Source organism: Psychroflexus tropicus DSM 15496 (genome assembly GCF_000378765.1).
In the GTDB taxonomy this organism is placed as follows: domain Bacteria; phylum Bacteroidota; class Bacteroidia; order Flavobacteriales; family Flavobacteriaceae; genus Psychroflexus; species Psychroflexus tropicus.
The window spans coordinates 54,802-75,592 of sequence record NZ_KB905342.1 but is presented as its reverse complement, the minus strand read 5'-3'; the positions used below and the strand labels follow the sequence as shown (position 1 = coordinate 75,592).

The 20,791-nt window shown below is 37.1% G+C and carries 18 protein-coding genes and 1 tRNA gene; 12 read left to right on the top strand and 7 right to left on the bottom strand.

Translation table 11 applies throughout. The features are described from left to right. Positions 1-19 precede the first annotated feature (19 nt). From F598_RS0100345 to F598_RS0100335, 3 genes are read left to right on the top strand one after another with little or no spacing between them, the layout of a single operon-like run. On the top strand, positions 20-373 hold the full coding sequence (locus tag F598_RS0100345; RefSeq protein WP_026302418.1) for a hypothetical protein: 354 nt from the start codon (positions 20-22) through the stop codon (positions 371-373). Then, a complete protein-coding gene (locus F598_RS0100340; protein WP_019037014.1) occupies positions 370-2,691 on the top strand; it encodes a M28 family peptidase in 2,322 nt (773 codons plus the stop codon). The genes F598_RS0100345 and F598_RS0100340 overlap by 4 nt, the downstream gene beginning before the upstream one ends. Then, a complete protein-coding gene (locus tag F598_RS0100335) occupies positions 2,691-3,500 on the top strand; it encodes an NAD(P)H-binding protein (RefSeq protein ID WP_019037013.1) in 810 nt (269 codons plus the stop codon). The genes F598_RS0100340 and F598_RS0100335 overlap by 1 nt, the downstream gene beginning before the upstream one ends. Before the next feature lie 120 nt (positions 3,501-3,620). Here F598_RS0100335 and F598_RS0100330 read toward each other — a convergent pair whose 3' ends face one another. From F598_RS0100330 to F598_RS0100310, 5 genes are all read right to left on the bottom strand, one after another. Then, the gene (locus F598_RS0100330; RefSeq protein ID WP_033408180.1) at positions 3,621-4,940 is read right to left on the bottom strand and encodes an HTTM domain-containing protein; all 1,320 of its coding nucleotides are present in this window, start codon (positions 4,938-4,940) and stop codon (positions 3,621-3,623) included. Continuing rightward, positions 4,933-5,871: a bifunctional riboflavin kinase/FAD synthetase gene (locus tag F598_RS0100325; protein WP_019037011.1), complete on the bottom strand. Its 939-nt coding sequence runs from the start codon at positions 5,869-5,871 to the stop codon at positions 4,933-4,935. Before F598_RS0100325 ends, F598_RS0100330 begins: the two co-directional genes overlap by 8 nt. A gap of 6 nt (positions 5,872-5,877) precedes the next feature. Then, complete coding sequence (gene pth / locus F598_RS0100320) at positions 5,878-6,501, bottom strand: aminoacyl-tRNA hydrolase (protein WP_019037010.1); 624 nt, start codon at positions 6,499-6,501, stop codon at positions 5,878-5,880. 72 nt (positions 6,502-6,573) lie between these two features. After that, positions 6,574-7,236 (bottom strand): 50S ribosomal protein L25/general stress protein Ctc, encoded by a 663-nt coding sequence (locus tag F598_RS0100315; RefSeq protein WP_019037009.1) that lies wholly within the window; start codon positions 7,234-7,236, stop codon positions 6,574-6,576. Between the two features lie 22 nt (positions 7,237-7,258). Next, complete coding sequence (locus tag F598_RS0100310; protein WP_019037008.1) at positions 7,259-8,200, bottom strand: ribose-phosphate pyrophosphokinase; 942 nt, start codon at positions 8,198-8,200, stop codon at positions 7,259-7,261. A 133-nt stretch (positions 8,201-8,333) separates the two neighbouring features. On the opposite strand from F598_RS0100310, the gene F598_RS0100305 reads away from it, so the two are divergent. From F598_RS0100305 to F598_RS0100270, 9 genes are all read left to right on the top strand, one after another. Continuing rightward, positions 8,334-8,415 (top strand) — tRNA-Leu (locus tag F598_RS0100305). A gap of 61 nt (positions 8,416-8,476) precedes the next feature. Beyond that, positions 8,477-8,641 carry a GIY-YIG nuclease family protein gene (locus F598_RS15010; RefSeq protein ID WP_083925424.1) on the top strand — a complete coding sequence of 55 codons (165 nt, stop codon included), beginning with the start codon at positions 8,477-8,479 and terminating at the stop codon, positions 8,639-8,641. A 191-nt stretch (positions 8,642-8,832) separates the two neighbouring features. Continuing rightward, positions 8,833-10,563, top strand: coding sequence for a mechanosensitive ion channel family protein (locus F598_RS0100300; protein ID WP_019037007.1), 1,731 nt, complete (start codon positions 8,833-8,835; stop codon positions 10,561-10,563). Positions 10,564-10,655: 92 nt separating this feature from the next. Then, a complete protein-coding gene (locus tag F598_RS0100295; RefSeq protein ID WP_019037006.1) occupies positions 10,656-11,657 on the top strand; it encodes an NADP-dependent oxidoreductase in 1,002 nt (333 codons plus the stop codon). A 126-nt stretch (positions 11,658-11,783) separates the two neighbouring features. Then, positions 11,784-12,752: a sodium-dependent bicarbonate transport family permease gene (locus F598_RS0100290; protein WP_026302416.1), complete on the top strand. Its 969-nt coding sequence runs from the start codon at positions 11,784-11,786 to the stop codon at positions 12,750-12,752. 47 nt (positions 12,753-12,799) lie between these two features. Beyond that, positions 12,800-14,143, top strand: coding sequence for a dihydroorotase (locus F598_RS0100285; RefSeq protein WP_019037003.1), 1,344 nt, complete (start codon positions 12,800-12,802; stop codon positions 14,141-14,143). A gap of 14 nt (positions 14,144-14,157) precedes the next feature. Further along, positions 14,158-15,117 carry an L-threonylcarbamoyladenylate synthase gene (locus tag F598_RS0100280; RefSeq protein WP_019037002.1) on the top strand — a complete coding sequence of 320 codons (960 nt, stop codon included), beginning with the start codon at positions 14,158-14,160 and terminating at the stop codon, positions 15,115-15,117. Positions 15,118-15,172: 55 nt separating this feature from the next. After that, positions 15,173-16,009, top strand: a complete 837-nt coding sequence (locus tag F598_RS0100275) for a DUF6671 family protein (RefSeq protein WP_019037001.1) — start codon at positions 15,173-15,175, stop codon at positions 16,007-16,009. 196 nt (positions 16,010-16,205) lie between these two features. After that, complete coding sequence (locus F598_RS0100270; protein WP_019037000.1) at positions 16,206-17,222, top strand: hypothetical protein; 1,017 nt, start codon at positions 16,206-16,208, stop codon at positions 17,220-17,222. Between the two features lie 22 nt (positions 17,223-17,244). Here the strand turns inward: F598_RS0100270 and F598_RS0100265 are convergent, their stop codons facing one another. Then, entirely contained in the window at positions 17,245-18,156 is a 912-nt protein-coding gene (locus tag F598_RS0100265) for a patatin-like phospholipase family protein (protein ID WP_019036999.1), read from the bottom strand. A 101-nt stretch (positions 18,157-18,257) separates the two neighbouring features. Beyond that, a complete protein-coding gene (locus F598_RS0100260) occupies positions 18,258-20,765 on the bottom strand; it encodes a M14 family metallopeptidase (protein WP_019036998.1) in 2,508 nt (835 codons plus the stop codon). Positions 20,766-20,791 lie beyond the last annotated feature (26 nt).

The following is a 20,791-nucleotide window of genomic DNA, read 5'->3' as shown; positions in this document are numbered from 1 at the left end:
AGACCGTAAATAACCAATTATGGAAAAAACAAAATGCCTTTCTTGCGGAGAACCGGTATCCGGACGAATTGATAAGAAGTTTTGTTCAGACTATTGCAGGAGCACCTACAACAATAGGTTGAATAGTCAGTCCAATAAAATCGTTAGGAACATCAACAACAAATTGAAAAAAAACTATAGAATTTTAAAAAGCATCAATACCGATCAAAAAACAAAAACGACCAGAGAAAAATTAATTGAAAAAGGCTTTGATTTTAAATATATAACCAACCTTTACACCACCAAAAATGGTCGTGTATATTACTTCGTCTACGATCAAGGCTACTTACCACTCGAAGATGATTTTTATGCCTTAGTAAAACGAGATAAATGAGAAAAAGCGCTTATAAAGCCATTGTTAGCTCACTAGTTATAGCAGTTGCCGTATGGTATATATTTTACGATTTATACCCCTCAGAAATTACAGATAAATCCACTCAATCTACAGAGTTTTCTACTTTAAGAGCATTTGACCATGTTAAGAATATAGCCGACGAGCCACATTATATAGGTTCTGAAGCTCATAACAGAAAACGAAATTATATTGTTGAGGCCTTGGAAGCTTTGGATCTGGAAGTGCAAACCCAACAAGGATTTGTTTTCAATCAGGACGGAGCTCTCACTATACCAGAAAACATCATTACCAGAATACCAGCTTCAGACCCAGCCCCAAATTCTAAGGTCTTATTGCTGCTGGCCCATTATGATTCAGCGGTTCATTCCAGCTTTGGAGCAGCAGATGCAGCATCTGGAGTGGCTACGATTCTGGAAGCTGTAAGAGCGTTTAAAGCCGCTGGTTCTTCATTTCAAAATGACATTATTATTCTGTTTTCAGATGGTGAAGAAGTAGGGCTTACTGGTGCAGAACTTTTTGCGAGGGAACACCCCTGGATAGATGAGGTTGGGTTGGTACTTAATTTTGAATCAAGAGGGAGTGGAGGACCCAGCAATATGATTGTTGAAACCAATTATGGCAATTCCAGTCTCATCGAGCTCTTTGGCAACGCGCAAGGTGAGCATCCTCTTGCCAATTCATTAATGTACAGCGTTTATAAACTTTTGCCTAACGATACAGATTCTACGGTCTTCAGAGAAATTGCAGATGTACCAAGCTTTTTCTTTGCTTTTATAGATGATCACTTCGATTATCATACCGCTAAGGATATTCCAGAGCGACTGGACAAACGATCTTTGGCCCATCAAGGGGATTACTTGACTTCTGCATTAGCGAAGTTTTCTAATGCCGACTTAACAGACTTGACATCCAAACAGGACCAAGTATACTTTACAGTTACAGGTTTAGGCTTGTTTTACTACCCTTTTTCTTGGATTTGGATACTTTATGGTTTGGCTTTTCTAGTTTTTTTAGGCATTACAACTTATGGTTTCAAAATCGATTCGCTTTCAAGAAAAGAGGTTTTTCTTGGTTTTGTGCCCTGGTTCTTAAGCTTGATTATATCTGGGCTATTTACTTATTTTGGATGGCAGCTTATTTTAAGATTATATCCTGAATATACTTCTATTTTACAAGGATTTACCTATAATGGTCATGACTACATTGTTGTTTTTGTCGCTCTCACTCTGTTTTTTTCATTTGGTATTTATCAATTTTTCGAGGAAAAGCTCAATCCTAAAAATGCGATGATCGCACCATTAATAACATGGTTCATCATCTTGTTTATACTCAATATTTATCTCACAGGAGCTGCGTTCTTTCTTGTGCCATTGGTTTTTGTTTTATTAGCCTTTTTCTTTATGATAAGATTTCAAATTCCATCTTATCTCTTTTTGCTGATTTTGATCCTACCTTCCTTAAGTATGATTGCCCCTTTTATTAAATTTTTTCCCGTTGGGCTTGGGCTAAAAATGAGTTATGTAAGCGCTATTTTTACAGTTTTACTTTTTGGAAACCTACTTCCAGTATTTGGTTACTTCTCAGTTAAAAAAGGGGTATCTGCATTGGCTCTTGTAATTGCTATTGCATTTTTTATCAAAGCCCATTTCAATGCTGAATTTGATTCAGAAAGCCCTCGGCCTAATAGTTTAGTGTATACTTTAGATGCAGCCTCCAATACAGCTCGATGGAACACATACGACCAGACGTTGGACCCTTGGAGCTCTCCTTATTTTGCGACCTATGATGATTTAAGCGATGCTTCAGATTACCAAAGTAAATATAGTACTGCCTATTCCAAATCCTCAGAGGCTCCAGTAACAGAAATACCTGCTTCACGAATTAGTGTAGATACACTAAATGCTTCAGCTCAGGGATTGAAGAAGTTTCGGGTAAAACTAAATTACAGAAGAAATTTAAATCGTATCGTCGTCTCAGAAACCTCCAGGATTAATTTCAAATCATTTACTGTAAATACTAAACAGGCCGACGCCTTATCTGATGCCGAAAATGCTTACCATGTTCATACAAACCGATATAAAAATAATTTGATAGATTATTATGTCGTTAACCAGGAACCTCTGTTCTTTGAATTTGAGGTTGACAAAAATCAATCGGTTGAATTTATTATTAATGAGATCAGTTTTGACCTTTTATCTCATCCTAAATTTTCAGTAAAACAGAGACCTAAGGAGATGATCCCCAAACCTTTTGTAGTCAATGATGCTATCATCGTAAAGCAAAAACTAAGCTTATAATGGGAAAGCAAGTTTCTATCTTAGGCTGCGGATGGTTAGGGTTTCCTTTAGCAACGAATTTGATAAATGAGGGCTGGACTGTAAAAGGTTCTACGACTTCGACATCCAAATTAAAAAAGCTTAATGCTGCTGGGATTATTGCGTATAAGATTGAGCTTGAAGAAAATCAAATAATTGGGGATATCCAAGAGTTTTTGAATGGATCTGAATTGTTGATAATTAATATCCCTCCAGGTTTAAGAAAGGATCCAGAGAGTGATTACGTGGCTAAACTTGAATTTTTGATAGAGGCTATTAAGAATACTTCAGTTTTAAGGGTGATATATGTTAGCTCAACAGGAGTTTTTAAGGATCATGAATCGATACCCACTTATACAGAGCATTACAGGTTTACTTCTCAGGAGCAAGAACAAAGTCAGCTTATTCAGTCAGAGGATTTAATTTCAAAAGAAAAAAGTTTTACAACTACTATCATAAGATTTGGTGGCTTAATAGGCAAAGACAGGTATCCTGTAAAATACCTCGCAGGGAAGACAAACCTTAAAAACAATGAAGCTCCCGTCAATCTGATTCATTTGAATAATTGCATTCTAATGATTTCTGAAATTATCTCTCAGCAGAAATTTGGAATGGTATTTCATGGAGTTGAAGATGTTCAACTTTCAAAAGAAGAGTATTATTCCCTAAGAGCTAAAGAAATGAATTTATCTTCACCAGAATTTGATAATTCAGAATCTACAGTAGGTAAGTGTATCCACATGGGATGGACGGAAAAAGAGTTGGGTTTGAGTCTCAAGAAAATGGTCTGAGAGCAAAGCCTACAACAAATGCATTAGACTATAGTTAAGACCAGCATTTGCTTAGAAAGTGCTAGAGCCATTCTTACCTTTCAAACCTTCCTTTAAAGGTATTACAGGCAGTTTCACAAATCAAAAATCAATACTATCGGGCGTAGGTTCAATCCAATCATTATGAAAGAAATAATCCCATTCAATGGTGGTAAGATCGAGTTGAGGGTCAACAAGATAGCTTGGCTTTCTGCCATTTAAACTTACTCTCACACGAGCATAAATTTCAACAGGGATCTCCTTCTCTTTATATTCTTTTTTCAGATGCTGTGTAAATTGGTAGATACCGTCAGGTTTCAAAAGGGTTCTTTTTTGTTTTTCGGTAAGGTATTCGTTTAGTTTAACGTAATCAGTTTTACCAGTGATGAGGTTTTTGACTTTAAAACTCACAGAGCCTCCCTTGGATCTTAGCATCATTCTCCAACTTAGTCTATGTCCTTCTTCAGTCCAAAATACATTCCGTTCGATGAAGTGATGCCTTACTGGTAATAACAATTGTATTATGAACCATAAACCAAGGCCTATTTTAAAAAGTTTAGTCTGCTTAGGAGCATTAATTTCGTTGCCCTTGTAAAAAGGTTTAAACTTCAAAAACTTTCTGTTGATGTACTCTTTAGGAAAGAAAAAAACGGTAAAGGCTAAAGACATGTAGGGAAAAATACCAATGTGGAGAATAAAGCTGTTGAACAGATGGAAAAAAATACTGAAGATAAACATCGCCTTTCTGGTTCGTTTCCAAAGTAGAAATGGTATGACGAGCAGGTCAAACAAAATCCCTACGTAGCTAATACTCATATGGACCCAGTAATCTTGCAAAAGATCGCCGACTAACCAAAAATGCTGTCGGCTACTCATCAATATTCTTGGAAAGGTACCGTCTAACCAATCAGGATAAAGCTTTGCCAGACTTGCGTAATTATAGACGATCCAAAGCTGAACAATAATAAATACCACTACCCAATTTGGCATTTTAATCGATTTTAGCTTTGGATTAAGCTTAGTATCTAGTGAAAAATTTCGATGAGCAGGGACTATACTCATAAATAAGAGCAGAAGGACAAGCAGGTAATAATGATTATTGTAGGATGTCTTTTGCATAAGATAGACGCTAGTCCAAAGCAAAGTGTAAGCAATAATACTCAATCTGTATTTGAAACCTAGCATTACAAAAACACCAAACAACCCCATGATGGCAAAATAAAAATACATCCCATTTCCAGGTAGAGGCTGTAAAAATTCGAAGCCAATAAAATTGAAGGTAAATTGAGGTTCTATAAGGGTACGTTTCACCCAGCCTGTTGCAATGGCACCCCAGGCTTCTAAAGCAATAAGCAAACCGAATAAGACCCTAAATACAATCAGAGGAGAATTATCCACTTGCTTAAAAAGAAGCTTATTCATTTTGTAAAATCTTAATGTAATTTCTGGCAAATATTTCATCAGCTTTCATGGCTTTGATCAATGCTTCTAGACCATCAAACTTAACTTCACTTCTGATTCGCTTCAACAGTTGAATCTGAAGCTGCATCCCATAAAGATTTTTGTCCAGATCAAAGAAATAGGTTTCTATGCTTTGTTTTTGCCCTCCCACAGTAGGATTGGTGCCAATGTTCATCATTCCAAAACGTTTTTCTCCATCAATCACAGAAGCGGCAACATAAACCCCTTCTCGGGGAATTAATTTATAAGATTCCTCAACCTTGAGGTTTGCAGTAGGATACCCCATGTTTTTACCTAAACCTTTTCCTTTAACGACCTCACCAGACAAGAAAAAGGGTTGAGTCAGGTATTCATTGGCCTTTTCCAGGACACCTTCTTCCAAAGCACTTCTAATTTTGGTTGAGCTCACAGCCACATCTTCAATATCCTGTTTTGAAATCTCATCCACTTCAAATCCAAACTCTTCACCATAGGCTTTTAAATCGTTGATATCTGCGGTTCTGTTTCTGCCGAAATGATGATCGTAACCAATCACAATTTTTTTGGCATTAAGACCTTTTACCAAAATATCTTCTACGTATTCTCTGGCGGTTAATCTTGAGAATTCTAGCGTAAAAGGATGCACAATTAGATGTTCAAGCCCAGTTTCTTTAAGAATCATCTTGCGTTCAGCTATGGTATTGATCAGTTTTAAATCTGAGCTTTGTTGTAGAACCATTCTGGGATGAGGATAAAAAGTGAGTAAAGCAGTTTCCAGCTTGTCTTTTTTTGCAGAATCGATTAATCGCTTGATGATCTTCCTATGCCCAAGGTGAATACCGTCAAAAGTACCAATAGTAACTACCGTAGGCGTGGCAGTGTCAAATTCCGAAACATTATTGTAAATCTTCACGCGTTTCTATTTTCCGTTAAAGCTGTTCATCGTATTATGAATTCCAGCTGTTCCAAATGAAAGAATCAATTCTGACGAGGTGTCCAAGCGCTCTTCAAGTTGTTCCTGCTCCTTAGAAGTCCATTCGCTCAATACATAATCGACCTGTTGTCCCTTAGAAAACTCATCGCTTATTCCAAAACGAAATCTCGGATAGGCGGTGGTTTGTAAAATATCTTGGATATGCTTTAAACCATTATGACCTCCATGGCTTCCTTTAGCTTTAAGCCTCAAGGTTCCAAATGAAAGATTCAGGTCGTCTGTGATGACCATGAGGTTCTGAATAGAAATTTTCTCTTTCTCCAACCAATAGCGAACAGCTTTACCGCTAAGGTTCATAAACGTGCTAGGTTTTATAAGAATAAACTTTTTCCCTTTAAAATTGAATTCTGCCTTATCTGCATAACGATCTGCTTCAAAAGTAAGTTCTCTTTTTTCTGCCAGAGTATCCAGAATTTTGAAACCGATATTGTGTCTGGTATTCTCATACTTCGGTCCTGGATTTCCAAGGCCAACAATCAAAAACTTCTTCATAGGATCTATCTCTTCTGGTTTTGATTTGGATAAAAGTTTAGCAAAAAAAGCTCTCATCTAGAATTTTTTATAAAAATAAAAAAGCATCCTGAAAAACAGGATGCTTTAAGTAAATTATAAATCTGAGATTTACTCTTCGCTTTCTTCAGCAGCATCATCGCCACCCTCAGCTGGAGTTTCTTCTCCTTCTTCACCTTCAGTTGCTTCATCGTCTTCATCTTCGTCTTCATCAACGCCGATAAGCGATACATTTCTAGAAGTTCTTACCTGACAAATTACAGTATTGTCTGGGTGCATGATTTTGTAATCTTCACTTGCAACTGCAGTAACGTAAAGCTTTTGTCCAATTTTAAGTGGAGTTACGTTAGCAACAATATAATCTGGGAGGTTTTTGGCAAGACCTCTTACAGTCATACGTCTTAAGTTGAATCTCAAGACACCACCATTTTTAACACCTTTAGGAATACCTTCAGAGTGAACAGGAATTTCCATAGTAATTTCTTGTCCTTCGTGGAATTCATAGAAATCAATGTGCAGAATTTCATCTGTCACAGGGTGGAATTGGATGTCTTGAAGCACAGCATTGGTCTTGTTGCCATCAAGGTCAACAATTACAGTGTGTACATCGGGAGTGTAAATCAACTTGTTGAAAGACACTTCTGGCGCAGCAAAATGCACGATATTATCCCCCCCGTAAATAACGCAAGGGACCTCTCCAGCATTACGTAAGGCTTTCGTAGCTTTCTTGCCTACGCTTTCTCTTTTAGATCCTTTGATCGTAATCGATTTCATAAAAAAATTAAATTAAATTAAACTACATTAAAAACTTACCGCTGATAGACTTGTTATAATGGACGGCTTTCATCACATCTGCAAACAAATCTGCACAGCTTAATACTTTTATTTTAGGACTGCTTTGTTTTAACGGAATACTATCCGTCACAATCAATTCTTCTAATTTAGAGTCTTCGAGCTTTTGATAAGCACCACCAGATAATACCGGGTGAGAACAAATCGCTCTTACGCTTTTCGCGCCACGCTCCATCATGAGGTTAGCGGCGTGGGTTAGTGTCCCTGCAGTATCTACCATGTCGTCGGCTAAAACAACATTCTTACCAGTCACATCACCAATCAATTCCATATGTGATATTTTATTGGCCTTGGCTCGTTGCTTGTAGCAAATAACCACATCACTTTCTAAAAACTTAGAGTAGGCGTAGGCTCTTTTGGAACCCCCCATGTCTGGTGAAGCTATGGTTAAATCATCGAGATTCAAACTTCTCAAATAAGGTAAAAAGACCGTAGAGGCAAATAAATGATCGACTGGTTTTTCGAAAAAGCCTTGTATTTGGTCGGCATGCAGATCCATAGTAATAATCCGTGTCGCCCCTGCTGTTTCCAGCATTTTAGCCACCATCTTGGCAGCAATAGGAACTCTGGGTTTATCTTTTCTATCCTGTCTGGCCCAGCCAAAATACGGCATCACTGCTGTAATATGTCTCGCTGAGGACCGCTTAGCTGCATCCAGCATAAGCAGCATTTCCATCAAATTGTCTGAGTTTGGAAACGTAGAGCCAATGATGAAAACACGAGAACCTCTTACACTTTCTTCAAAAGAAGGTTGAAACTCACCATCGCTAAAATGCAGTGTATTGACATTTCCAAGAGGGATGCCGTAAGACTTAGCAATTGCTTTAGCTAATTCTGTGCTTTGCGAACAAGCAAAAATTTTCGCGACCTTTTCTACGTCTGCCATAACTTATTGACCTTTTGAGGGATATTCATTTTTATGGAGTGCAAATTTAGATAAATAAATCAAGTTGAATATAATTTACTTCAATATTTTACTTTACAGAAGAAATAATTTTATATTTTTGCAACTCCAAAATGCCTAGGTGGCGGAATTGGTAGACGCGCTGGATTCAAAACCCAGTATCTTACGATGTGCGGGTTCGATTCCCGCCCTAGGTACTAAGCCTCCGAAACACTCGGGGGCTTTTTTTATGCGAATGAAAACCATATACTTATTATTATGAGTTATTACGTATATGCTATATCAAGTTTGGAGCGAAATTATATTTATGTGGGCCTTACTTCTAACTTTCTACAAAGATTCTGGAGTCACCAAAGTGGATTAAATAAAACCACTAAGCCTCCGATTCTCTCGGAGGTTTTTATGGAAATAAAGATGTTATAGGTTATAAATAAGTCATGAGGTTCATCCTAAATACACCTCTTATGCCAAACTTCAATAGAGATAGCAAGTACAATCAGAAACCTTAAAATAATGCTATCTTTCATTCTACCAAATTAAATATAATTACTTTTCAGCTTTGCTTGATTATCTTAAGGATCATATTGCTGATATTCAGTATTTAAGAACTAATAATGAAATCAATAACTATTTTTTTATTTTACTTATTCATTGGCTTAGCTACCTTACTTAAGACTCCTGCGTTTGCCCAGGATACTCTTCAGAAGAAAGGAATAACCAAGGAGAGTACCATAAAAGATTCAACAGATTTTTCCAATAGAAATATCGAATCTTATAATGAAGCTTATTTTGTCCTAGAACGTCAAAATGAAATTTTTAATCCAAGAGAAATCACTGTTAATCGGTCTACTCCCCAGGCTACATTAGAAAACTTCATTTTAAGTGCCAGGAATGATGATTATCTTCAGGCAGCTAAATCGTTCAATTTTAACTTATTACCATCGTCAACTACCAAAGAACAGGTGGCTATTCTAGCACAAAAACTCTACACGGTCATCAATCAAAATCTTAATATTGACTGGGATAAAATACCAGACCGGCCAGACGGACAGCTGGACATTGCTTTCCAAACCAACAATGCCTTGGTTGGTGAGCCCAGGCGAAGTATTGCTTTTGGTCGTCTTAAAATTAATGATAGAACAATCGATTTGCGATTGCAACGCGTCAAATACAGAAATGAATCGCCCTTTTGGTTGATTTCTTCCAATACAGTAGATAATATTGATGCCTTGTACAGTAAATATGGAACAAGACAAATTTCAAAAAATTTGCCAGATTGGGCTGTAGATGAAACGTTCCTGAATATAGCCATATGGAAATATTTAGCTACAATTATCGCACTGATCTTTAGCATTATTTTAGGCTGGTTAACCATGTTCATCTTGAAACGTGTCTTTGGTCAATCATCTATAGTTTGGATATCTTCTACATCTTTTAGGCTGGCACTTCCAGCGTCACTCTTTGTGGGAACTCTTTTATTTTATGTGCTGCTGAATAATTTTATTTCCTTCAATGGAGACTTTGCAAACAGCTTTTATAAACTGCTTTTAATATTAGCTGTGATCTTCGGGACCTGGTTTTTTATGCGTTTTGCAGATGCCTTTTTGTCCTTTATTGCCAAAAACAGCACTGAAGATATTTATACAGAGAAAAGCCTAAAAGAAAGACGAATTCTTACGCATCTTTCAGTAGGTCGACGTATAGTGACCTCAATAGTTGTGCTTATAGGAGCTAGTATTATTTTATCACAGTTTGAAGCTTTTAAGAATCTGGGCATCTCTCTATTTGCCTCAGCTGGAGTAGCTACTATAATCGTAGGTATTGCTGCCCAAAGTACCTTAGGAAATATAATTGCCGGAATCCAGATTGCTGTCACCAAACCAGCTCAGGTGGGGGATATTGTAATTTTCTCAGGTCAGTGGGGGCAGGTTGAAGATATTGGATTTGTCTTCATGGTGGTAAAAACCTGGGACAAAAGAAGAATTGTAATCCCATTAAAATCTGTGATTTCTGAATCCTTTGAGAACTGGTCGATGAGAGGAGCAGGTCAGATCCGGTCGATTGACATTTATACAGACTACCGCATTGATGTAGAGAAAGTTAGGAAAAAATACAAAATCCTTGCCGAAGCTTCAGATAAATGGGATAAAGCAAAACAACCTACTGTTCAGGTCGTGGAATCTACCGAAAAAGCAATTAAACTAAGGGCACTTTGCAGTGCCAAAGATCCCTTCACTGCCTGGGATTTACAATGTGAACTACGTGAACAACTTATCGCTTATATCTGCGAACTAGAAAATGGTGTAGGCTTATCCAGATTAAGAATACAAACGGATAAACAGTGAGAGTCAACTGGTAAATCACCTTAAGTTTTAGCCTAATTTTAATACCAATCCAGAAATTGTTCCTGTAATTTGAATCAGAAAAAAAATAAATCATGAAATCGACTAATACCATTAACCTAAAAAACAGACCACAAGGAAGACCTAAGTTATCTGATTTTGAATTTACAACGACCGAACTTCCACAATTAAATGAAGGGGAAGTTTTACTTAAAATAACCTATGTTTCTGTGGATCCTTATTTAAGAGGGAGAATGATGGATGCTAAATCTTATATTGATCCCTTCGAACTTGACCAGCCTATTGTATCAGGATGTGTGGCCGAAGTCCTAGAATCTAAGTCCTCCAATTTGAAAGCTGGCGACTTTGTGACGGGAATGATGGAGTGGAAGGAATACCAGGTGTTGAATACAGATAACCTTAAGAAAGTTGATTCTGATAAAGCGCCTTTATCTGCTTATCTCGGAATTTTAGGGATGACTGGATTAACAGCCTATTTTGGTCTAACTGATATCGGAAAACCTAAAAAAGGGGAGACGCTTTTAGTCTCTGGTGCTGCTGGTGCAGTTGGAACCGTGGTGGGTCAAATAGGAAAAATCTTAGGCATGCGCGTGGTTGGAATAGCGGGAACAGATGAAAAAATAGAACTGATTAAATCTGAGTATGGCTATGATGAAGGTATCAACTATAAAACCACAGACAATATGGTTCAGGCTATCGCAAAAGCATGTCCTAATGGAGTAGATGTCTACTATGATAATGTGGGAGGAGAAATTTCTGAAGCGGTGTTGTACAACATCAATAAATTCTCAAGAACTATTGTTTGTGGGGCTATTTCTGTTTATAATAAAACTGAATTGCCAAAAAGTACAAGCGTTCAACCCTTTTTGATTAAAACTAGTTCTTCCATGCAAGGCTTTATCATTTTCGATTATAAAGAAAGGCATCCCGAGGGTATTCAACAATTAGCGCAATGGCTTCAAGAAGGCAAACTTCAATACGAAGAAACTATTCAAGTAGGATTTGAGACCATTCCTCAAGCCTTTATCGATCTTTTCGACGGTAAAAACAAGGGAAAAATGTTGGTTAAGGTTTGACTTTGAATCCTAAGAATTAACATGCCTACGTACTTATAAATGTTTTATGGGAAGCATTAAAAAAGTAAATGTTTTGCATTTCTTTTTTTGTTAAATATTTGCAGCAAAATATTAACATTAGGATTTATGGATTTGAACCTGCTGCTGGATAATTTAACCAACCCTGCATTATTGTTCTTTTGCTTGGGAATATTTGCTGCTTTTATAAAAAGTGATTTAGAAATCCCTGCAAATTCTTCAAAATTCATCTCCTTGTATTTAATGTTTTCCATCGGTTTTAAAGGTGGACAAGAGTTAGTTCACAGTGAGTTTGGAGGTGAAATTATCTGGGCGTTTGCTATTGGATTGCTCAGTGCAATTCTTATCCCGCTTTATACATTTTGGATCGCAAAAAGAAAATTTGGAATCTATAATGCCGCGGCGGTAGCTGCAGCCTATGGTTCCATCAGTGCGGTCACGTTTCTAACTACTATTTCTTTTTTAGACTTGCAGGGAATAGAATACGATGGTTTTATGGTAGCGGTAATGGCTTCCATGGAAGCTCCTGCTATTGTGATGGGTGTCCTCTTACTAGCCGTCTTTGCGAAATCTTCTAAAGGAGCACCAAAAATTAATTTCAGTTCAATTATAAAACACTCCTTGAGCAACGGCAGTGTAGTTTTATTAGTAGGTAGCTTGTTCATAGGATTTATGGCTAGTGATGAACAGGCAAGAGGTATCGAGCCTTTTACGACAGATATTTTTAAAGGGTTTCTGGCTGTGTTTTTACTAGATATGGGACTTTCCAGTGGTAAACATCTCAAAGTTTTTAAAAGTAATGGGCTTTCTGCTTTTTTGTTTGCGGTTCTGATTCCTCTAGTTAACGGATGCTTAACTGCTCTAATTTCTGGACTTTTCCTGGAAAGCGAAGGGAATAGCTTGCTTTTGGCTATACTGGTAGCTAGTGCTTCTTATATCGCGGTGCCTGCTGCAATGAAATTAGCAGTCCCGAAAGCCAACCCAGGGCTTTACTTGCCTATGGCATTAGCAATTACCTTCCCCTTTAATATCACTTTTGGGATACCAGTATACCTTGGAATCATTAATTACTTTTAAAAGTTGAGTTGCAATGGTCGAAAAACATAAATATTAATTCAGTTGAGATGATGCAAAACACGTTGATTAAAAACATTCAAATCGTCAATGAAAATGAAGTCAAAGTTGCTGATATCCTAATCAGTGAGGGATTGATTGCTAAGATTGGCCAGATTGAAGAAGATAATGATATTAAGGTGATCGATGGTTCTGGGCTTTATGTGCTCCCCGGAGTTTTAGATGGTCAGGTTCATTTTAGAGATCCTGGTTTTACCTATAAAGCAGATCTGTATACTGAAAGCAAAGCTGCTATTGCCGGAGGAGTTACTTCGTTTATCGATATGCCAAACACTTCTCCCAATGTCATGGACTTAGGCAAGCTTAATGAAAAGTATGAATTGGCATCTCAAAAATCACTGGCTAATTTTGGTTTTTTTCTAGGAGTCAATGCCGATAATCTCGAAGAGATAATCAAGCTTGATACGTCAGGACTACTTGCAGTCTCAGATGACGGACTTTATTTTACGAAAAAAGGTAACTTAATCGCAGACCGGCCGGAAATGATGGAAAAGCTTTTCGCTCATTGCAAATCTATCATCGCCATTCATTCTGAAAAAGAAGAGATGGTTGTAGAAAATGAAAAGCTTTTTAGGAGTCGTTATGGCGACGATCTTTCAGTTAAACATCACCCTTATATAAGAAGTGAAAAGGCATGTTTTGAAGCAACAGAACGTGCCATCAAATTGGCTAAAAAGCATGATGCCAGATTACATATTCTTCACCTCACCACCGAAGCAGAAACACATTTGTTTGATAACTCCAAACCACTAACCGAGAAAAAGATTACTACCGAGGTTTGTGTACAGAATCTTTGGTTTTCTGAAAAAGATTATGAACGGCTTGGGACCTTAATCAAATGGAATCCGGCTATTAAAACTGAAAAAGATCGGCAGGGACTTTTCAAAGCTTTGCTCGAGGATAAAATCGACCTCATTACGACCGACCACGCTCCGCACCAACTGGAAGAAAAAGAAAAACCCTATTTTGAATCGATGTCTGGAGCTCCTATGGTGCAACACGGATTCACAGTTATGCTTGAATTTTATAAAAAGGGACTTATCTCTTTGGAAAAGATTGCAGAAAAAATGTGTCATAATCCAGCAATACTCTATAATATAGTAAAAAGAGGCTTTATAAGAGAAGGCTATTTTGCAGATCTTACCATCGTCGATATGGATAAGCCATGGACCGTTAGTAAAGATAATATCCTCTACAAATGCGGCTGGTCACCCTTAGAGGGGGAAACGTTCTCAACTAAGATCACTCATACTTTCGTCAACGGAAATCTGGTTTACGCCGATGGGATTTTTGATGAAAAATACAGGGGTCTAGCTTTAAAGGTGAAACAATAAAATTCAATTTTTTGATGATCACAAAAGATATAGAGCCAGCAGTACAGGTTTTAAATAAGAATGATTTGGTAGCTATTCCCACAGAAACGGTATACGGTCTTGCTGGAAACGCTCTAAGTGAAATTGCAGTTTCAAAAATCTTTGAACTCAAAAAGAGGCCTCTTTACAACCCCTTAATAGTCCATATAAAATCTTTGGAGTATCTACCTCAAATTACAAGGAACATACCTTCCAAAGCTTATAAGTTAGCAGAAGATTTTTGGCCTGGTCCCCTTACTTTAGTGTTAGAAAAAAGTCCTGAAATTTCAGATTTGGTCACCTCTGGAAAGTCTACATTGGCAGTAAGAGTACCTAATCATCCGTTAAGTTTGGCTCTTCTTAAACAATTGGACTATCCTCTGGCAGCCCCGAGTGCTAATCCTTTTGGCTCCATCAGTCCAACCTCAGCAGCGCACGTCGACCACTATTTTCATGATAATCTTCAAATTATTTTGGATGGTGGTGATTGTCAGCGTGGAATAGAGTCTACTATTATCGGTTTTAAACAGGATACTCCAGTAGTTTATAGATTGGGCTCTTTACCTTTAGATGATATTCAAAAGTCAGTTGGAGAAGTAATAAGCTTAGATACAAATGCCATAATAAACCCTCAAGCACCAGGCATGCTTTCCAGACACTATGCTCCAAAAACAGACACTTTTCTTACAGAAGATGTCCGAGAGTTAGCTAGCTCTTTTCCTGGAGAGAAAATTGGAGTTCTTCTTTTTCAGCATAAGATTACAGATTTTCCAGTCTACAGCCAGGAAATCCTTTCACCAAGCGGAGATTTAAATGAAGCGGCGAAAAACCTTTATGCTGCAATGCATCGCTTAGATCAGTTAAATTTAGATAGAATTATAGCCGAGAAACTCCCAGAATTTGGACTTGGTCTTACGCTGAATGATAAATTGACCAGAGCAACTAAAAAAGTATAATTATCAGGTCAAATTGAAAATTAATTAACTTAGGTAATCTTGAATTTATAAGGTGATGTTTCAAAATAGAAGGTTAATCATTGCTACAAAGCATAAAAAGGAAAAGGTAATTGCACCTCTTTTAGAAAGTGCTTTCGGAGTAAAATGTTTTACAGACCAGTCTTTTGATACGGATTCGTTTGGATCGTTTTCTGGTGAAATTGAAAGAACTCATGGTCCTTTAGAAACGGCTAGGCAAAAATGTTTGGCTGCGATGAAAAAAAATAATTGCGACTTGGGGATTGCCAGTGAGGGCTCTTTTGGTCCTCATCCTTCTGTTTTTTTGATTAATGCTGATGATGAGTTTATGATTTTCATCGATAAGAAAAATAATATCGAAGTCATAGCTAGAGAGTTGAGCCCTTCTACAAATTTTAATGGAAAAACTGTGTCATCTAAAAAAGACCTAATAGAATTTGCAGACAAGGTTGACTTTCCAACACATGGTCTCATTTTACGTCCTTCAAAAGATGACAATTCAGAAGTGTATAAAGGTATTATAGATGAAGAGTTCCTCAAAAATCAGTTTGAAAGTTTGAAGTCAAAGTATGGTAAAGCTTACGTAGAAACCGATATGAGAGCCATGTATAATCCAACCCGGATGCAGGTGATTGAACAGCTGACCAAAAAATTGGTCGACCAGATCAACTCTAAATGTCCTGAGTGTGAAATGCCGGGTTTTACTGTTTCTGAAGTAATTAAAGGACTCAAATGTAGTCTGTGCGGTCAGCCTACAAATTCCACTTTGAGTTTTATTTATTTGTGTAAGCATTGTGAATTTAAAAAGGAACAACTTTATCCTCACCAAAAAACCACTGAAGATCCTATGTACTGTGACTTCTGCAATCCTTGATTGAGAATTGAGCAAATGGTGATTTAAACTAAGATCAATAGGCTTTAGGCCCTTTTTAGGATTTCAGGTTAACAGAAAAGTTGTAGTATTGACTTCTGTAGCTGATTAATTTTCAAAAGTGAAATCTGACTTTACTCTTTGTTTTAGGACGACTGTTCTTCGACTTACACTTGGTTTCTGGTTAATATTCAAGGCCATGTCAGTGAAGCTTTGGTGGTCATGGAATAGAACTTTCCCAGAATTACCAATTCATGATGCTTTGCTTAACACGCCTTCTCAAGTTTCAAATAGCATTTCATTTTTGAGTGTGGTATTTATGATTCTAGCTTTGATCAAGCCAAAACAAATTCTTTTAGTTTCTATTCTAGTCTTAGAACTTTTTTTGATGGGATTAGATCAGGTGAGATGGCAACCTTCCATATTTCAATTTATGGTTACGCTTAGTTTAGGGCTTCTTAGCCCTAGATTATTTAAAAGCTATTTTTTTTTCTTACTCTCAGTTACTTATATATTTAGCGGGTTACAGAAACTGAACTTGGGTTTTATTAATTTTATCTGGGGTAAATTTTTTCTCATTGATTTTTTGAACATCGCCCCTGAAATTGCTTTTCACCGAGCGGTTAAGGCAATAGGCTTTGCTCTGCCGCTCACTGAAATATCTTTAGGACTTATCCTCTGGACCAAATTCAGAAATTGGGCATGGTCGTTTATCATTGTCATGCATTTTCTCTTGCTTTTCGCTTTAGGTCCATTCGGAACAAATTTTAATTCTATCATATGGCCATGGAATGTACTGATGATTGTTTTTGCAGCTCTATTTCTCGAAGATCGCTGTAGTGATTATAAGTTGAATCATTTTAGAAATGTCTCCTTCATAATTTTGGGCATAGTAATAGTGATTTTACCCGTCTTTAGCTTTTTTGGAAAGCATTCACCACTGATGTCATTTAGCCTTTACAGTGGAGGTACCGATTTCTTGTACGCTTATTCACCTACTACTCAACCAGACTTTAAAACCTTAACTTATAAAGGTAAAGAGTACATCAGCGTGTTTGACTGGTCTATGAAAGAATTGAACGTACCAATGGTGCCCTACCTTCCCGTATTCGAGGAGTTTAAAACTCGGTTTAGAGACGAATTCTCTAGTGAATCTCAATTCTTGATCAGGAGTTATCCTTATAAACGAGATAACACCCTTCCCTTCGATAAATAGATTAATAAACCTGAAACTCCTGTTAACGAAATAGTTTGGTCTCAATTTTTCTACAAAATGGATTGGTGGTTTTGGCATATTCAAAACCCATTTTCCACCAGGCCTTCATCTTTTCTGAATCAAAGATCAAAGAATTTTTAGTAAGCATTTCTGGAGGATGATAAAAATTGAGATTTACCTGTTCGTATTGGCTTCTCAGTTTCCCAATCGTGAGATCATTGGTGATGATTTGATCGAGTAGAAAATCAAACACACGTGTAGTGAGATCCAAAACATTCTGAACTGGTTGTTTTTGAAGTTGCTTATCGGTCTTTAAAACGATGACATCTACCTCGCTGGCTCCTCGGTTAATAGCTTCTGCTATGGGAACAATATTGCTTAACCCACCGTCACCATAATCGAAACCATTTTTTGTCATCAAACTCATAAAAGGAATAACGTTGGAGGATGCCCAAATCCAGTCACAAAACTCCTCTCTTGAGTAGTCTTTTATAGACTTATATTCTACTCCGCTTAGACTTATGTTAGAAACTGTAATCACAACATCGTTGTCCTGCTGCTGCATGCGGTCAAAAATTTCGGTGGTAATGCTATCCGAAATCAATTTTCTTAAATTTTTACTTTCACCAAAAGTCTTAGAACCTTTGAGAAACCCTATCAGAACATTTAAATGATTGATTTTTATTTGAAACTCTTCATTTTTCTTTTTGATGATCAATGGGCTCCGGCTAAAAATTGAGTTTTGATTTACAGATGTAAATATACTTTTAAGCATAGAAACTTCGCCAATAGACAACAAAGGGACCAATAGGCTACCGGTAGATGTCCCTAAAAACAAATCATATTTATTTTGGCACTCTTCTATGAGGTATTCTGCAATACCACCAGCAAAAGCACCCTTACTTCCTCCACCAGATATGACTAAGGCTCTCATCAATTTTTAATTTGAAATAATTTACAACAAATATGAATATGAAAAAAGCTTGTAATCAATCGACTACAAGCTTTTCACCTTATAACAAAAAACTAAAAATTTTACATTTGGTCACTAAAAAAGACTGAATTCAAAAATAATTTGAATGTCCCTAACCAAAAGGCTCTAAAGTTAGTATTGTCTGTAAAGATCATAACATTACCTCTTCCGTAGCCGTTGTGTTTAAAAGGAACTGTTCCTTTGATCAGCTTCAGGTTATCCTCATTGATATATCCACTTAATAATGGAGATTGGGTGTATTGGATTGGATTGTTGAAGCTTAACTCATCCGCTTTCATCATCATATTAGAGTTTCTAAAAACAGCTAATTCAGTATCATTATAACCGTATAATAGGGGGTGAGAAAGATCTACTTTTGTATTGAAAATGGTTCCTCCAATTCGCTTGGCTCCATAAAAAGCACTTCGCTCACCAAAACTTACATCCTCTGCGACAACAGTATCCTTAACGGTTTCAAAATCGATCATTTTCTCTGCTTTTAGCCAGTTAGCAGTGCCTTTATAAGCAATAATATTACCACCTTTTCTAACCCAGTCTTTCAACTTACTTTTTCCAGATGAATTTATCGCATTACTGCTCGAACTTGGAATGACAAGATGCGTATATTTCTCTAAGCTCACTCGATTGAAATCCTTGGTATCCAGCTTGGTTACAGGAATTTCAAATCTGTAATCCAGCATATGCCAGATCTCTCCAGCATCATAAGACCGAACGCCTTCACCAACGAGCATCGCTATTTTTGGCAGTTCCAAATGGCTCATGTTCGGGCTTCCCAAATTGATGCCTTGAGTCAATCCTGTTGCTAACGAAGAAATCTTCACGTGATTGTCTTTCTGTAATGTATTGAGTAATTCATAGATCTCATCACCAGATTTGTTTTGATTCTGAACAGGAATCATAATTGTTCCATAATCAAATTCTTCAGTAGCAGACTGGAAAGGTTTTTCAGCGACCTTTACTCTTATACCTGCCTCCATGATTTCATGTAATACCTTAGGAGAATAAAAATCACTCCATCTTAGCGCATAAGCATAGTTAGACTTTTCAAGATTTTCTTCAGAAGAAAGTTCAGGCTGATTAACCTTATCTCCTCTTTTTATAGATTTAACTTCTGCAAAGTCAACGTCAAATGCATGTTTAAAACTCCAGGCAGACACATCGTAGAAGATACTGTCCTTGAATGTAGTTCTCTCTTCAAACATGGCTTCAACGAGCCTGTGCTGTAATTGATTTTTAGGTATGATGTAAGAAGAGTTTTTGTCAAACTCCTTACCATCAACGCGTTCATCCTGATTTAGTCTGTAAAGTTCAACCTGATGCTGCTTTAAAACTTTTGCAAGTTCATTAGCAAGTACAGGATCTCCCTTTCTTCCAAACACATAAGCTCCTTTATCTGCATTTTTTTCTGCATTTCTATAGAATTGATATTGAAGATTTAGAATTTCTTCTTTCATCTCCAAAGAGGCTTTCAAGGTAGACAGAGCTGTGGTAAATTGATTTTTGATCGTAAATGCAAAGGTTAACAGCCCATTGTCTGTCATCTGTCCAGAACCTCTTGAGCTTGCTTGCTCAAATAGAATTCCGATAGATCCATTGATGTCTGGGAAAGTTGAACCTTTTCCGTAATAAAAATCATCAAAGCTTTCCTGAGAATAATAAAGTGAACCAATGCTATCTAGAGCTTCTGCATGATAAGTTCCAATTTTTTCGGTTAGATCTTGGTTGAGTTGTGGCGTCAACGGGTTTGTACGTTCGGGTATACCTGGCTGGAAAAAGAATGAGGAATTTGAGCCCATTTCATGATGGTCTGTAAGAACATTAGGTCTCCAATCATAAAACGTCTCGATGCGAGCCTGGCTTTCTAAGAGTTGAACAGGTAGCCAGTCTCTATTAAGGTCAAACCAATAATGGTTAGTTCTGCCTCCGGGCCAGATTTCAGAAAATTCTCTATCCTGAGGATCAGGGTTGAGATTCGTGCTTCTGTTTGTATTGGTCCAATACGCAAAACGCTGTAGGCCATCAGGATTAAAACTTGGATCCAGGAGTATAATAGTATTTTTAAGTAAGTTATCGATCGCAGGACCTTCTGCAGCAGCTAGATAATAGGCTAAAACCAATGCAGCATTTGCTCCACTAGGCTCGTTACCATGAACTGAAAAGCCTTGATTTACCACAACAGGCATAGTGCTAAGCTCTGATTTGTTTACTTTTCCGCTTACGATGTTTAGATGATTTTCCTTAATATTTGCAAGGTTTTCATGATTTTCTGGGGAGGTCACTGTGAGAAGAATTAAAGGCCTTTTTTCATAAGTAAAGCCTCTATTTTCCATCTTGATTCTATCTGAAGCCAGATCGAGAGCCGTCATGTATTGGACTAATTTATCATGACTAACATGCCATTCGCCTGGAACATAACCTAAGACTTCGCTGGGTTTAGGTATGTTTTGATTGTAAGTTACATCGGTTGGTAAATAATCTTCTAAACTAAGATTTTGAGCATTTGAAAAACTAAATAAGCTTAGAATAAAAACTACAATTACTTGTCTCATATAATTTGATTTTAAAGGGTCAGATT

Bases quoted from the DNA above. Each gene is read 5' to 3' on its own strand.
- F598_RS0100345 (WP_026302418.1), top strand. From the start codon at position 20: ATGGAAAAAACAAAATGCCTTTCTTGCGGAGAACCGGTATCCGGACGA.
- F598_RS0100340 (WP_019037014.1), top strand. From the start codon at position 370: ATGAGAAAAAGCGCTTATAAAGCCATTGTTAGCTCACTAGTTATAGCA.
- F598_RS0100335 (WP_019037013.1), top strand. From the start codon at position 2,691: ATGGGAAAGCAAGTTTCTATCTTAGGCTGCGGATGGTTAGGGTTTCCT.
- F598_RS0100330 (WP_033408180.1), bottom strand. From the start codon at position 4,940: ATGAATAAGCTTCTTTTTAAGCAAGTGGATAATTCTCCTCTGATTGTA.
- pth (WP_019037010.1), bottom strand. From the start codon at position 6,501: ATGAGAGCTTTTTTTGCTAAACTTTTATCCAAATCAAAACCAGAAGAG.
- F598_RS0100315 (WP_019037009.1), bottom strand. From the start codon at position 7,236: ATGAAATCGATTACGATCAAAGGATCTAAAAGAGAAAGCGTAGGCAAG.
- F598_RS0100310 (WP_019037008.1), bottom strand. From the start codon at position 8,200: ATGGCAGACGTAGAAAAGGTCGCGAAAATTTTTGCTTGTTCGCAAAGC.
- F598_RS15010 (WP_083925424.1), top strand. From the start codon at position 8,477: ATGAGTTATTACGTATATGCTATATCAAGTTTGGAGCGAAATTATATT.
- F598_RS0100300 (WP_019037007.1), top strand. From the start codon at position 8,833: ATGAAATCAATAACTATTTTTTTATTTTACTTATTCATTGGCTTAGCT.
- F598_RS0100295 (WP_019037006.1), top strand. From the start codon at position 10,656: ATGAAATCGACTAATACCATTAACCTAAAAAACAGACCACAAGGAAGA.
- F598_RS0100290 (WP_026302416.1), top strand. From the start codon at position 11,784: ATGGATTTGAACCTGCTGCTGGATAATTTAACCAACCCTGCATTATTG.
- F598_RS0100285 (WP_019037003.1), top strand. From the start codon at position 12,800: ATGATGCAAAACACGTTGATTAAAAACATTCAAATCGTCAATGAAAAT.
- F598_RS0100280 (WP_019037002.1), top strand. From the start codon at position 14,158: ATGATCACAAAAGATATAGAGCCAGCAGTACAGGTTTTAAATAAGAAT.
- F598_RS0100275 (WP_019037001.1), top strand. From the start codon at position 15,173: ATGTTTCAAAATAGAAGGTTAATCATTGCTACAAAGCATAAAAAGGAA.
- F598_RS0100270 (WP_019037000.1), top strand. From the start codon at position 16,206: ATGTCAGTGAAGCTTTGGTGGTCATGGAATAGAACTTTCCCAGAATTA.
- F598_RS0100265 (WP_019036999.1), bottom strand. From the start codon at position 18,156: ATGAGAGCCTTAGTCATATCTGGTGGAGGAAGTAAGGGTGCTTTTGCT.
- F598_RS0100260 (WP_019036998.1), bottom strand. From the start codon at position 20,765: ATGAGACAAGTAATTGTAGTTTTTATTCTAAGCTTATTTAGTTTTTCA.